Annotated in this window: 11 protein-coding genes; 5 read left to right on the forward strand and 6 right to left on the reverse strand. The window is 44.7% G+C overall.

Annotated elements, in window-relative coordinates:
- Positions 1-15: 15 nt before the first annotated feature.
- Positions 16-1416, forward strand: coding sequence for a DUF1302 family protein (locus AC0L6N_RS02665; protein WP_473478651.1), 1401 nt, complete (start codon positions 16-18; stop codon positions 1414-1416).
- Positions 1417-1431: 15 nt separating this feature from the next.
- Here AC0L6N_RS02665 and AC0L6N_RS02670 read toward each other — a convergent pair whose 3' ends face one another.
- A complete protein-coding gene (locus tag AC0L6N_RS02670; RefSeq protein WP_473478654.1) occupies positions 1432-4167 on the reverse strand; it encodes a protein kinase domain-containing protein in 2736 nt (911 codons plus the stop codon).
- 123 nt (positions 4168-4290) lie between these two features.
- Between AC0L6N_RS02670 and AC0L6N_RS02675 the strand changes: the two genes are divergently transcribed.
- The gene (locus AC0L6N_RS02675) at positions 4291-4854 is read left to right on the forward strand and encodes an ECF-type sigma factor (protein ID WP_473478656.1); all 564 of its coding nucleotides are present in this window, start codon (positions 4291-4293) and stop codon (positions 4852-4854) included.
- 85 nt (positions 4855-4939) lie between these two features.
- Here the strand turns inward: AC0L6N_RS02675 and AC0L6N_RS02680 are convergent, their stop codons facing one another.
- On the reverse strand, positions 4940-5275 hold the full coding sequence (locus AC0L6N_RS02680; protein ID WP_473478659.1) for a DUF3718 domain-containing protein: 336 nt from the start codon (positions 5273-5275) through the stop codon (positions 4940-4942).
- 402 nt (positions 5276-5677) lie between these two features.
- Between AC0L6N_RS02680 and trhO the strand changes: the two genes are divergently transcribed.
- Positions 5678-6688, forward strand: coding sequence for an oxygen-dependent tRNA uridine(34) hydroxylase TrhO (gene trhO, locus AC0L6N_RS02685; RefSeq protein WP_473478662.1), 1011 nt, complete (start codon positions 5678-5680; stop codon positions 6686-6688).
- A gap of 92 nt (positions 6689-6780) precedes the next feature.
- Positions 6781-7029 (forward strand): EF-hand domain-containing protein, encoded by a 249-nt coding sequence (locus AC0L6N_RS02690; RefSeq protein ID WP_006990608.1) that lies wholly within the window; start codon positions 6781-6783, stop codon positions 7027-7029.
- An 87-nt stretch (positions 7030-7116) separates the two neighbouring features.
- Here AC0L6N_RS02690 and AC0L6N_RS02695 read toward each other — a convergent pair whose 3' ends face one another.
- Positions 7117-8292 (reverse strand): saccharopine dehydrogenase family protein, encoded by a 1176-nt coding sequence (locus tag AC0L6N_RS02695; RefSeq protein ID WP_473478665.1) that lies wholly within the window; start codon positions 8290-8292, stop codon positions 7117-7119.
- 217 nt (positions 8293-8509) lie between these two features.
- Positions 8510-11119 carry a TonB-dependent receptor plug domain-containing protein gene (locus AC0L6N_RS02700; RefSeq protein ID WP_473478668.1) on the reverse strand — a complete coding sequence of 870 codons (2610 nt, stop codon included), beginning with the start codon at positions 11117-11119 and terminating at the stop codon, positions 8510-8512.
- A gap of 226 nt (positions 11120-11345) precedes the next feature.
- Here AC0L6N_RS02700 and AC0L6N_RS02705 point away from each other — a divergent pair, with 226 nt between their 5' ends.
- Positions 11346-11498, forward strand: a complete 153-nt coding sequence (locus AC0L6N_RS02705) for a hypothetical protein (RefSeq protein WP_157043394.1) — start codon at positions 11346-11348, stop codon at positions 11496-11498.
- A 77-nt stretch (positions 11499-11575) separates the two neighbouring features.
- Here the strand turns inward: AC0L6N_RS02705 and pyk are convergent, their stop codons facing one another.
- Together pyk and AC0L6N_RS02715 are read right to left on the reverse strand one after the other, a co-directional pair.
- Positions 11576-13012: a pyruvate kinase gene (pyk, locus tag AC0L6N_RS02710; RefSeq protein ID WP_041713364.1), complete on the reverse strand. Its 1437-nt coding sequence runs from the start codon at positions 13010-13012 to the stop codon at positions 11576-11578.
- A 340-nt stretch (positions 13013-13352) separates the two neighbouring features.
- The gene (locus AC0L6N_RS02715; RefSeq protein ID WP_006990603.1) at positions 13353-14207 is read right to left on the reverse strand and encodes a MurR/RpiR family transcriptional regulator; all 855 of its coding nucleotides are present in this window, start codon (positions 14205-14207) and stop codon (positions 13353-13355) included.
- Between the last annotated feature and the right edge of the window lie 219 nt (positions 14208-14426).

The following is a 14426-nucleotide window of genomic DNA, read 5'->3' on the forward strand; positions in this document are numbered from 1 at the left end:
AATGAAGGGAATAACATGAACAGTCATTCGTTTGTTTATAAGCGTCAGATCCCGCGAAAAGGATTGAATAATGCAGCCGTGTGCTTGTTGCTCGCAGTTGCTGGGGTGTTTGCTCTTCAAGTCAAAGCAGAAGTGACGTTGCAGTCAAGCCAAGTTTCTTTGGAATATCGCGGGGCGATTAATTTAAGAGATAGTGAGTTGGATCTGTCTAGAGTGAGTTTATCGTCCAAGCATAAGTTGAGATTGAGCCCGCAATGGAGCGCTCAGATAGACACCCTGTCTCAAGTCGCTTTTGAAGAAACTGGTCTGGGAAGCACAGACAATTACGCTTCGTTTAATCGCCCCATTGTCGATAATTCAGAGACGCGTGTGGAGCTAACTCGGGCATTTTTAATGTGGCGTAAACGTGCCACCAGTTTCGTTATCGGCAAGCAAGTTACGCCTTGGGGCGTACTGGATGGCGTGCAAGTGACGGATCGATTCGATCCTGTGCGCCGCCGTGACTTTGTTTTCACTGATACTCGCCCAGAACGGATCGCACGGTGGGGTGTACGTTGGCGTAGTAAATTTGATGGCTGGCGAGTAGATACCTCTTTTGCATTCGATGGAACGAGCACGCAACAGGCCAAAGTTGGTGATACCTTTTTTTTAACCTCGACCCGCTTTACTGGTGGATTATCAATTACTGATTTAGGTCTTTTGGGTCAAGAAAGCCATAGCCGTTTAGAGCAAGTCTTGATGATAAACACATCAAAACGAGAACATATAATCGCTCATAGTACCCTAGGAGTAAAAGTCGGCCATGCACTGGGCGAAGGTGATATGTCGTTTATGTTATATCGAGGCCCTGATACCGACCCTGTCCTTAGGCTCGCCACGGCAATTACTGCAAATGCACCGATAAACGTCAGCTTCGATTACTTGCGCCGCACTGTGATAGGCGCCACTTATGATGTTACTCAAGATACGCTAGTGTGGCGAATGGAGCTGGCTTACATTCCCGACCAGCCGTTAAATGTGCTTGCTGAAGTGCCATTAGCGCAAGCTCGCAGCAAGCGGCTGCTAATAGGGGGGGGACTTGACTGGAGCGCACCTAACAACTGGTTTGTAAATGCCCAGTTAGTCGTGGACTATCTGGACAAAAAGCAATTTGAATTGGTGCGTCCAAGTACGGATACCTTGCTCACATTGCGCGCCCAGCGCAGTTTTTTTAACGCTAGGCTGCTATTTAAAATGGAACTTATGGGAAGTGTTAACCAAGGTGATGGCGCACTAAGACCGAGTATTTCTTATGATTACAGTGACAACTTGAAACTACAAACCGGAATTGATTGGGCGTTTGGAGATCCCAATGGTCAGTTCGGGCAATTCAAAGACGCTTCACGGTGGTGGGCATCGGTTAAGTATACCTTTTAAATTAAATGCGGATAATTAGGGAGAGCGCGGTTCTAGTGCGATAAGCTGGGCACGTATGTTTGAAGCTTGTTTTGTGTTTCCTGAGTCTTCGTATTCGTTAAGTAAGGAGGCCAACACCCATGGCAGGTCAGTCGCTACCATGGATGGATGGGCTTGATTCAATCTCAATGCACCGCGCAAGTGTTCGATGCTGTCGGCATTTTGCTCTAGCTTTGTATACGCCTTGGCCAACCCTAAGTGGGCATTATATGCTTCGACGTATTTGACCTGCTGGTGGTCAATTTCAAATTGTTTATTTTGCATTTGCTCCTTTTCGATACTGCGTTGGCGACTGTTCAAAATTTGTTGATAATGCGTAATAGCTTTTTGGTATTGTTGCTCAGCGACGAGTGCATCGGCCAATATCTGGGTGCCAAACAGTACCTTCAGGTTATCTTCTGCCCATACGGCTTTGGCTTTAACTAAGGTTTGCTGGGCTAAGGGTAATGCTAAAGCGGCGCGATCTGTTTTTATATATAGCTGTGCTAAGGCAAAGCGCGTCGAATAGTTGAGGGCGTGATGGCTACCGGTACGGTGCGTTAAAGCCAGTAGAATATCATTGAACAGAGCCTCCGCTTGAGCGAGTTCGCCTAACCCGAGCTGAATACGGCCCATACTCAGCTTGGCATCTAGGGTGTCTTGGTGTTGCTCACCTAGTACATGTAGCGCGCGCTCTAAGCGTTTTTTTGTAGGAATGAACCCCGCTTCAAACTGCCCCAAGCGCTCCAGTACATACCCAACACCAGCCAAATTATACAAAGCCAATCCATGGTTCTCGTTCCATTCTTTTAAGCATGCTTCTAAACCTTGGGTAAAATATTCTTCGGCTTTTTGATAGTCACCCAACGCATAGTAGTCAGCCCCAAGACTGGTGATGGCAAGGATAGTGACAATGTTGGACGGGCCTAAAGCGCGTAAGCTTTTGTCGTAAATTTCATTGTGCAGCTTAATTGCCAGAAATGAATTGCCTGTATCATTGTAAAGGCCGGCAAGATTAGACATGACGCCCAATGTTTTTTCATCATTTTCACCAAAAATACGCTTGGCGACATCTATTGATTCTTCCAAAATTGGCCGCTGCAAATCAAATTTATCAGCGCGATTATAAGAATTAGCTAAGGCCCTGAGCACTCGATAGAATCCTGCGTCATCCCCTTGATGCTTTCTGTGCAGTGCTAAGGCTTTTTCTAAGTGCTCAATTGCTGGTTGAATAACGCCCAATCGATAATATATATCGCCAATGGTGCGCCGTACCGCAGCCTGTACCATAGGTTGTGCTAAAAGTGTGTGGTCGTCACTCTCATTAAGTTCTTCACTGGCTTTATCCAATATTTCCCTTACTGTGATAACTTCACCTTGGGCTTTATCAGGCTGAATAGAAAAAAACATGTTGTGCAAAAAGTCAGTGATCGCAACTGCTTTACCGCGCTCTTGCTCAGCGGTGTCACGCTCTTGAGCAATGCGTTGAGACTGGATGAAAATAGCGCTGCTTGTTGTGGTCATCGTAATCAAGAATAAAGCAGCCAGCGCGCTAGAAAGTCGATTGCGCCGCAGAAATTTTCTACTACGAACAAGCCAAGTGTTACGGTGCGCCATGACGGGAAAATGGTTCAGGTAATAATCAAGGTCGTTAGAAAACTGAGTAACGTTTTTATAGCGCAAGGATGCTCTGTTGTGCAGCGCTTTTAAAGTGATAGCGTCTAAATCTCCAGCGACGTCCTTTGCCTTTATCATGGTGTGCTGAGTATTGCTGGCACTTCCCAGCGGAGATTTATCATGCAGCAGCAATTTGCTTGGGGGTTCTGGCGTAAATTTTAGAATGGCGTCATGTAAACTGCCGGGTGCGTTCTCGTAGGGGAGCTGTTGGGTCAGTAGCTTGTATAGGATCACACCCAGAGAATAAATGTCTGTGCTGGTGGACAGAGGATCGCCGCAAATTTGCTCTGGGCTTGAATAATGAAGGCTAAGCATGCGATCAGCATTGGCATCAACTGGATGTTGTTCGCTGGGCTGTTGTGGGTCGAGTAATCTAGAAATACCGAAATCGAGTAATTTAGGCTCCCCTTGTGAGGTAATGAGTATGTTTGATGGCTTTAAGTCACAATGCACCACCAAGTGCTGATGAGCATACTGCACTGCGTCGCAGACTTTTTGAAACAGTCTAAGGCGTTGATTAAGGTTCAGGTTATTTTCTTGGCAGTACTGGTCGATAGGTGTGCCTTCTATGAATTCCATTACCAGATAGGGCTGATTTGTAAGCGTGGTTCCGCCATCTAGCAAGCGCGCAATGTTTGGGTGTTCTAAGTTGGCTAAGATTTGTCGCTCGGTTTTAAAGCGTAATGCACGGTCAGCATTGGCAAGTGCATTTCGATTAATTTTTATTGCCACACGTTGGGTGTAGTGTTCATCAGCTCTTTCGGCCAGGTAGATATCGCCCATTCCTCCTTGTCCAATCATTTCAACTAAGCGATAACGGTCTACCAGATCACCGATCTTCTGTGGTGTCTGGTTAACAACGCAATGGGCTGCGTAATCTACGATGGCGTCAATTTCAGTGCTTTTCTCATGATGGTCTAATAAGGATATGATCTCTTGATAGAGGGATGAGTCATTTTTGCATTGCTGCTGAACGTACGCGCTGCGTTGCTCTGCGGGCAGAGAAATTGCGTGATGAAAGATGTCTTGTACTGTTTGCCATTCATTGTGGTTCATTTGCCTTAATCCTTTACGCAAAATGTATTAACGGCAGGGTTTATACATATCGAGCGGTTAAAAAATAGTCTATTCCTGTGCTAGAATTATGCAACTCTATTCCATTATTCAATGTGTAAAGATATGAACAACGATCGCGATATCACGCAGCTACTTCGAGACTGGCAATCAGGAAGCGAACAGGCATTTACGGATTTAAGTCAGTTGGTTTACTCTGAATTGCACCGCAGAGCACAAAAGCACATGTCTTACGAGCGCGCTGGGCATACATTGCAAGCTACAGCGTTGGTGAATGAAGTCTTTATCGATTTACTACACGCCCAATTAGACTTTGCCGATCGCGCCCATTTCTATCGACTAGCCAGTAATATGATGCGCCGTATTTTGGTTGATCACGCTCGGGCACACAGTAGTCAAAAACGTGGGGCAGGGGTGAGGCATGTCACTCTCGTTGATTATAAATATGCAGAGCAACCCGTTAGCCATGATGTTGTTGAATTAGACGCGGCGTTATCGGCTTTAGCAAAATTTGATAAACGAAAAGCTGAAATCTTAGAGTTGCAGTTTTTCGCTGGCTCAACAGTGAGTGACATCGCACAGTTTTATGCGGTGTCGCCGAGGACCATAGAGCGCGATGGGCAGTTTGGTAAGGCTTGGTTACATCGAGAGCTCAGCATCGCTGGGTAAACGCTACACATTAAAAATCCGCTCAAGGCGGATTTTTTATTTGGCTTTCGGGGCGTTATCGCTCGGCCTCCTAGCGGCCAAACGATTAGTGTGCGTTTACACTGGCGATGACGTTTCGCTCTTCACTGTACTTACCGTTGGTTAGAAAGTTATTCATTTTTTCTGCTTTCTCGCCGTATTGCTCGACAAATGCCACCATGTTTTGACCATTACAGGTCATTTTTTCCGTCACATAACGTTTGGTGACCTTGCTGGATTTCATGGCCTTATTCATTTTGATAACGCTACCTGTCGTCGCTGCAATACATAACTTAGTGCCAGCTTCGTTATCAGTAGGTATCAATTCTTGGTTTGCATGTGTAGCACCTAAAACAGCAAAAGAAAGTAGAGAAGCGGCAATCGTTTTAGTCAATGTTTTCATGGTGTATTTCCTTTCGTTAATCAGTATTTTAATCAATGTTTTAATCAGTATTCTAATAAGTGTTTGCAATGTGTCGTCTTGTTAATTTAGTGATTGCAACCCGAGTGCCAATTTTAAAATGCAATAAAAACAATTAGTTATGGTTTTCCTCTGTTTTTTGGTTGTGAAATATAAACGTATACTTTGTTAAATGACTAAAAAGTGGTTTTTTTGACCAATGCGGTGACTGAGTCAGAGTACGCTTTTGTAGTAAGCGTGAAAAAAGGTTGATTTAGGTCGGTAAAATGCTGGCCAGTTGCGCTTACACTTTTAATCTTGATGCGGTTTTGCTATATTTCCGGCGCTTTTTTAAGCATCCCATTAACTGCTCTGGATTTACGGTCCAAATCGCAAGGAACTACAATGCAAAATCAAACATCTGCGCCGATTGTCGTGTGCGCTTTATACAAATTCGTGACCCTCGAAAACTTTGAAGAAATGCGCCAACCCCTGTTAACGTTTATGCAAGATAACGGCATTAAAGGGACGTTGTTGTTAGCGGAAGAGGGGATCAATGGCACCGTTTCTGGTTCTCGCGAGGGTATCAATGCGTTATTAAACTACCTGAATAAAGACCCGCGCATTGCGCCTATTTCTCATAAAGAATCGTTGGACGAAACCCAGCCTTTTCATCGCACCAAAGTAAAGTTAAAGAAAGAAATCGTCACCATGGGCGTGGAAGGAATAGACCCTCTTCGTACTGTGGGTACCTATGTGAAGCCGAAAGATTGGAATGCGTTAATCTCAGACCCTGATGTCACCGTAATCGATACGCGCAACGATTATGAAATCGAAATCGGCACCTTCAAAAATGCCATTAATCCTAATACCGAGTCTTTTCGTGAGTTTCCGCAATACGTTAAAGACAATTTAGAGCCGTCTAAGAATAAGAAGGTCGCTATGTTCTGCACGGGGGGTATTCGTTGCGAAAAATCAACCGCGTACTTGAAAGAGCAAGGTTTTGACGAGGTTTACCACTTAGAAGGCGGCATTCTTAAGTACTTGGAAGAAGTCCCGAAAGACGACACCTTATGGGAAGGGGATTGTTTTGTCTTCGATAACCGGGTTGCGGTCAATCATGACTTACAAAAAAGTGAATACGACCAGTGTTATGCCTGTCGTTTGCCCATTACCGAAGAAGATAAGGCAAGCTCACTTTTTGAAGCTGGAGCCAGTTGCCCTAAATGTCATGGTACGCATAGCGAAGAGCAACTTAAACGCTTTCGTGAGCGTGAGAAACAGGTGAACCTTGCGCGCGAACGCAACGAAGCGCATGTGGGCGAAGACGCCACTAAGGCCATAAAATTACGCCGCCAGCAAAAAGCTGCACAAAGGCGAGCTCAACGCACCGCTGCTGGAAAAAGCAACGGTTAGGCACCTTGCTTCATGCGCTTTTACTTGTCGGCGTAGACATTGGGTTATATGAAAGGGTACACTCACCCTAACTTAATTAATGTGGTTTAAACATGGCAGATCAAGAGACATTAGCGCCAGAAAAGGTCGCTGAAATTCGTAAAGAATTTGATTATTTTGATACAGATAAAAATGGCGAAATAGGCCTAACTGAATTCATTGAATTGTTAACTATCATATCGCCAAAAACCAAGGCGAGTCATGTCGAAGAAGGTTTTGGTTTGATTGACAAGAACAATGATGGCTCAATCGACTTCGAAGAGTTTTTGGAGTGGTGGCAGCAATCTTGGTGGGAATACTAAACCCACTTTTTTGTCAGATTAACGAACAATCCAATTACCAAAAAGCCCAAGCATTGCTTGGGCTTTTGATTTTCTCACTGTCGATTTTTACAGTTGCTTAAACGTCAGGCCAGCATTATCCACTAACCGCGTAATGAGCTTGTCACCCATGGCTGAGGCGGGTGTTAAAATGCCCCCTGGGGTATCACCGGCATCTTTAATAAGACAAAGTGCAGCTTCGGTAATCATGCGTGACGTAGAGCCGTAACCAGGGTCAAGAGTTGCGCCAACACTGACCGTTAGGTTTTGACCATTTTGATCATTACCCACAAACAAAACTTCATAAAAGCCATTTTCGCGCTCTTCTTTGCTTGGGCCTTCGCCGGGTTTAGGGCCGCCGTCTTTCATCATGCCTTTATCGCTCGCAACGGCTTTAGCAATGCTTTCGCCTTTCTCACCTGGACCTGTCATCAACATTTCGTCATAAACAAAATCGCTGCCGTATTGGTGGCTAAGCAACATGTTGCTGCGATGCACGTTACGGGTGTTGATGGCAGCCATGATAAAAGGAGTGACCCAGGTGTTGAGTGACTCTTCAAAATAAGGTTTATCTCCTGCAGGTTGTTCGGTACCTGCAAACCCTGGAGTCAAAGAAAAGGGATTTAGCAATAACTGGAATTGTTTAGGATCTTGCTTGGCAGCCGCTAGCGTTGCTTTCAAACTTGCTGCCGTACCACCAGAGAAAGTCCCCTGCATCTTCTTTACGCGACCTTTGACTCGGTTAAATGTATGGCCGAACTTTTCTTTGGCTAATTGCTGCAAGTGATACACGCCCAAATCGAACGGGATGGAATCAAAGCCACATGAGAAGACGATGCGTGCACCGCTTTCTTTGGCTGCAGCTTCGTTCGCATCAATCATGTGGCGCATCCATACTGGTTCACCGCACAAATCAACGTAATCAACACCCGATTGGGCACACATGGCGACTAGCTCAGAGCCATAAAGCTGATAAGGACCAACGGTGGTCAATATTAAGCGTGTGTTATCAAGCATCGCTTGCATAGAGGATGCATCTTCTGCGTCCGCCACTACCAAAGGGATATCTTTTGGTGCGCCTATTTCATCTCGTACTTGAGCGAGCTTATCAGCGCTACGACCCGCCATCGCCCATTTAAAGCTATTGTCATCTTTATATTGCTTAGCCAAGTATTCTGCTACAAGTCGGCCGGTGAAGCCTGAAGCGCCATAAACGACGATATCGAATTCTTTGTTTGTGCTCATTTTATTCATCTCTTTTCAGTGTAGATGGGCTAATAGTAAAACCAGATGCTGGTGGCTTCACTTTATTTGATTGATGCCTAACTATAGCGAAGACGAATTCACCTAAAAAGTGAGGACCATGGGTTGGCAAGGGTGTGAAGGGAGAGTGCACAAGAAGACTTTGAGAATAACTCGCTATCAACAAACACGCTGATAGCGAGTGGATACACTTGCTAATTTAGAACTTATAAGTTGCTTGCACGTACATGAAGCGACCTTGCGAGTTATGGGTGCCCACTACATGCCCCATATAATCGTGGTAGCTAAAGGGAGGCTCTTCATTGAACAGGTTAGTTGCCCCAAGGGTTAATATTGTATTGTCTATGCCGCTGAAATTAACGGTTGTGTCTACTGTGATCATAGAGTCAATATCAGGCAATATTGTGCCGTCGGATTGCACTCGCACCGAGGCATCTTGTTCAAATTCGCCGATGTAGTTAACCGCAACATTCGCGCTCCAGTCGTCTTTTACCCAAGACCCTGCAGTTGTCCAGCGCACTTCGGGTTGTTCGAACTGTCCTTTTTGGGTATCAATGCGACCTCCAGTGCGAATATCTTCATAGTTCAATACATAATTTAAAATGTAGTTAATCTTAAAGTCACCTAACGAAGTTTCAGTTTTATAGCCTAAATCAAGGTCAAGACCTGAGGTTTTGATGTTCCCTAAATTTTCGAACTGGTCGAAGATACGTACTACTTCCCCTGGGTCGCCTGGAATATTAGATGGCAATCGCTCCACCACCTCTGGATTACTCCCTTGGGTGGTAAACTTAAATTGGGTGTCTTTATTGATCACATTTTCAATGTCATAATTGTAATAATCTAATGAAAAATCAATGCTTTGGGTGATTTCATAAATAACACCAAAGTTATAACTCTCTGACTCTTCAGGGCCAAGGTCGGGGTTGCCAGTTAACACCGCAGTGTACTCTTGTGGCTCACAGGCCTTGTTAACATTGCCCACTGCATCACAACGAACATTATCAACTAAGTTAGGTGACTCATCCGTGCTGCCCAGCCCAATTTGATGTAAAGACGGCGCACGGAAGGCGGTGCCATAAGAGCCTCGGATAGACAATTCATCCATCGGTGTCCAGATAAAAGCCACTTTGGGATCAGTCGTTGTGCCAAAATCGCTATAATCTTCGTGGCGCACGGCTAACTGAACATTGAAGGTTTCTGTAACAGGGATCGCAAGTTCAGCGAACACAGCCGTGTTGTCCCGTCCGCCGTTGGCCTGGGTTGCTTCAGTACCAAACACTTCGCCTCGTATGAACTGATCATCTGGATTATCACTGATCTCTTGCTCTCGATACTCAGCGCCAACTGCCAACATCAATTCGCCGGCTGACATATTCATGATCGGACCTGACACTTGCGCATCAAACGATTTACTGGTGGACTTACCATAGCGAGTCGTTTGGGTTTCAATGTAATCGAGTGCTTCTTGGGAATTGCTTGAAGGCTCAAACGGGTTCCACAAACCACTGTCTATGGCTTCTTGGGTGCGTCGAGAGTTAGGAAAGCCATTGACACCTCTCTCAATTGAGTCACTTTTAATATAACTGTAAGCGACTTCCCAATCCCAGTCACCGAACCCACCTTCAAGACCCATTACCGTGCGATAATAATCAGAATCCACTCGTTTTTCTCGGTTGCCTATTTCAACTGTGCGTCGGCGCATAGTTAAATCTTGTTGATAGAAAGGATGTGTAGGGTCGTCAGCAAAGGGGTGATTAATATTGTCCCCTGACATAAACAATTCATTGAAGCTTGGGCTACCAGCACCACGGATCGTGGTTTTTGAGTTTTGTCCGTTTAAGTCAATAAATGCGCGTACATCGTCATTGATCTCAAACTTACCCATGTACATAAAGCTAACGCGCTCTGATGCCGGTATAGACGAACTAAACGGTGCATAATCATAACGACATAAATCCCCCACTATTTGGTCAGCTGGACATACGTCATTTCCAAAAGTGTCAGGTAAGCGCACTGTGGAATCCGAGGCAAGGGCAATGGTCCCAGGGTAGCCAGCTGAGCTTCTGAAATCAGTCGCGTAGGGATCATTTGGCCTAAGAGCGGACTGATTAGATGAGCTTGCGTAATCACGATCCGCATAGAGTATTTCTTCTCTATCGAAATAATCTAATACAAAGGTGTGGCTAGATTTGTCAGAGCTAGTACCAAACAGCAAACTTGCGTTTGATTCTGCACCTCCCCCATCAGCGGTATCACCATATTTTCCCGACAATTCTAAACCGTCGAAATCGTCTTTCATGATGATATTGATAACGCCAGCGATGGCGTCAGAGCCATAGGTAGCTGAGGCTCCGTCTTTTAAAATGTCTACTCGCTTAATGGCTGATAAGGGAATGTTATTGATATCCACGAAGGCGGTATCGATCGAGTTGGCAAAAGGCGATACAGAGACTCGTCGACCGTTAACCAATATCAGGGTTGAATCGGCTCCGAGTCCACGCAGAGAAACACTAGAGCCGCCATTACCTGTGCCGTCACTACTGTTGCCTTGGGTTGAAAACGTGCCTTGCCCAGCAATGGGTAACTTAGTAAACAAGCCAATTAAATCAGTAACCCCTGTGTTAGCAATTTCCTCAGCGGACAAGGACGTGACAGGAGAGGGGCCTTCTAAGTCGCCTCGGCGAATGTGCGAGCCTGTTACTTCTACTCTTTCAATGCTGGTATCGGAATTGCTTTGAGCATGAACCTGCAAACTGGATGCGACAGCAACGGCTACCACCGTGAGTTTTAAGTGATTAAATTTCATGTATGTTCCTGGATTAATTATATTTTTTTAGTGTTTTAAATAAGAAGTAAGAACACTTCTTTCTTGGCGGGTATGTGGCATTAATTACCCTAGTGACAATTCCTATCCTAAGCGACATGATATTGATTTTGCAACAATTTTAGGTAAAAAAATCCACCTCATACAAGGTGAGTGTGATTCATAATGGACGGCACTGGTGTTAATCAACTCGCTAAGGAGATTTGAAATGTTGCAGGTTCAGCAGGCGTTCTTACACGTCAGCTTATCAATAAACTATGGGTCTAAAAGGTTACTTATGGAGAAGAAATTCATGCCTGGGATAGCGCTTTATGTGGGCAATGTGTTGATGCAGGGGATTGGTGATATTTGGCTAAATTAAAGAGCATAAAAAAGCCGGGACAAATATTATTCGTCCCGGCTTCAAATTTAGTTTGCTGATATAGCTGCTAGAGCCGTTTAGCTAACCGCTACAATCTTACACGCATTGGTGCCGCCTACGGTTTCCATGGTATCGCCATAAGTCATGATAAAGAGATCGCCTGTTTCAAGCATGCCTTTTTCTTTCATGATAGCAACCACGTCTTTGGTTAACTCGCCCGGGCTACTGCCACGAGAGTCAAAGAATACCGGCTTAACGCCACGGTAAAGCGCCATAATATTTAACGTTGACTCATGACGTGACAAAGCGTAAATCGGCAATGAAGTCGTGATACGAGACATCAAACGCGGTGTGCTACCACTCTCTGTTAAAGCAACAATGGCTTTCACTGTGCTTAAATGGTTTGCGGCGTACACGGCACTCAGTGCTAATGTTTCGCTCACAGAGCCAAAGCTTTCGTCCATGCGGTGCTTAGAAATCTTAACACTTGGGTGGGTTTCTGCACCCACACAAACACGGGCCATTGCTGCCACTGTCTCTACTGGAAAATCACCGGCAGCGGTTTCAGCCGATAACATCACGGCATCTGTACCATCTAATACTGCGTTAGCCACATCCATGACTTCAGCACGTGTAGGCATTGGGCTGGTGATCATTGATTCCATCATTTGAGTGGCTGTGATAACCACTTTGTTTAGCTGACGAGAACGGGCAATCAATTTCTTCTGCACACCCACTAGCTCAGCATCACCAATTTCTACACCTAAGTCGCCACGAGCAACCATGACCGCATCTGATGCTTCAATAATGTCGTCAATGGCTTCGTCAGTGGCAACCGCTTCAGCACGTTCCACTTTGGCGCAAATCATTGCGTGACAACCCGCTTTTTCCGCTAGCTGGCGTGCATAACGTAAATCATCGCCTGAGCGCGGGAAAGATACAGCTAAGTAATCAACGCCGATAATTGCGGCTGTCTTAATGTCTTCTTTGTCTTTCTCAGTTAATGCTTCCGCTGAAAGGCCACCACCTAGACGGTTGATCCCTTTGTTGTTCGACAACTTACCTGCAACCGTGACTTGCGTATGAACTTTATTACCTTGTACTTCCATTACTTTAAGCTGAATACGGCCATCATCTAACAAAAGAATGTCGCCCGTGTTCACGTCTTTAGGCAGTGCCTTGTAATCAATACCAACAGCAGCTTGGTCACCTTCATCACGACCCATATCGGCATCAAGAATGAATTTGTCACCTAAAGCAAGAATGATCGAACCTTCTTTAAATTTAGCCACACGGATTTTAGGACCTTGCAAATCACCCAAAATAGCGATGTATTTGCCAAGTTTCTTTGCTACCTGACGCACTTTATCCGCACGGTCAATGTGGTCTTGTGCCGTGCCATGAGAGAAGTTCATGCGAACAACGTTTGCTCCGGCTTGAACTATGCCCTCAATTTGTTCAACTGTGTCTGTTGCTGGGCCCAATGTAGCTAAAATTTTGGTTCGTCTTAACATAGGTAATTTGCTCTGGTTGTGGCGCATACTGTTTCAGGAATGCAGGTAATAAAGATTGTGTACGGGTATAACAATTTTGTGTCAGCAGATTAACGATAGACCAGATAATATACTCAGTCGCATATCATCGAATTTGACATTAATCTTACGGCTATCAGTGTGTGATTATAGCAAGTGAATCTGACAGATTAATTACTGTTTCGTAATTTAATTACGAAAATATTAGATTAATAAGTCATTATTGTGAAATTTTTTAACAAAAAAAGCTATTAAAGCGCGTTAAATGGGCTGAGGTCAGACCAATCAGGGTTATTAAGGCGCCTTTCTTTGTAAAATTTACCTACTGTTCATTCCGCTTATCGTAACGAGAGCCTCGCAAGGTATCTTTAACTCGTTTCAAGTTTTCGCGGAATTTAGTACCTCTTCGTAAAGTAAAGCCTGTCGCTAATATATCGATTAACGTTAGCTGGGCAATACGTGATGCCATAGGCATATACATGTCTGTATCTTCAGGCACTTCTAATGACAAAACTAAATTACACTCTTTCGCTAAGGGACTATTTTGCGAGGTAATGCCTACCACGGTAGCATCATTACTGCGGGCAATTTGTGCGACTTCCACTAAGCTTTTTGTGCGACCAGTGTGAGATATAAGCACAACAACATCGTCTTCAGATGAGTTCATACAGCTCATACGTTGCATCAAAATATCTTCAAAATAGACAACCGGAACATTGAAACGAAAGAACTTGTTGAGGGCATCATGAGCGACCGACGCTGAGGCGCCAAGGCCAAAGAAGGAAATTTTTTGCGCCTGTGTCAACAAATCTACCACTCTGTTGATCGTATTGATATCAACCGATTGGCGGGCAACCTCGAGTGAGGCCATGGTCGATTCGAAAATCTTTTTGGTGTATTCCTCAGGGCCATCATCTTCTTCAACGTGTCGATTAACGTAAGGGGTGCCATTCGCGAGGCTTTGGGCCAGGTGTAATTTAAAATCAGGATACCCCTTGGTATCCAAGCGTCTGCAAAAACGATTAACAGTGGGCTCGCTGACATCAGACATCTTAGCCAAGGTGGCGATGCTGCTATGGATAGCGACTTGAGGGTTGGCCAAAATGACTTCGGCGACCTTACGTTCTGACTTGCTGAACGCTAATTTATGCTGAGTTATTTTTTCAAGAATATTCATATGCCCACAGAATTTTTAACTAAAATCATGAAGTAGGCACAAGAATAGCATTGTCGACAGCAAACTTGGTAACCTTCTTGTAACTTTTTGACAAAAATCGGTGAAATACTCGGTTTTTAAGGCAGTGGAGGCACAGAAAGCGTCGCCTTTTCTTAACAAACGTTGTAAAATTACAACATTTGTTGTTAACTGTGGGCAAAGATAAGTCATGATTGAAGT

Source organism: Paraglaciecola sp. G1-13 (assembly GCF_055809255.1).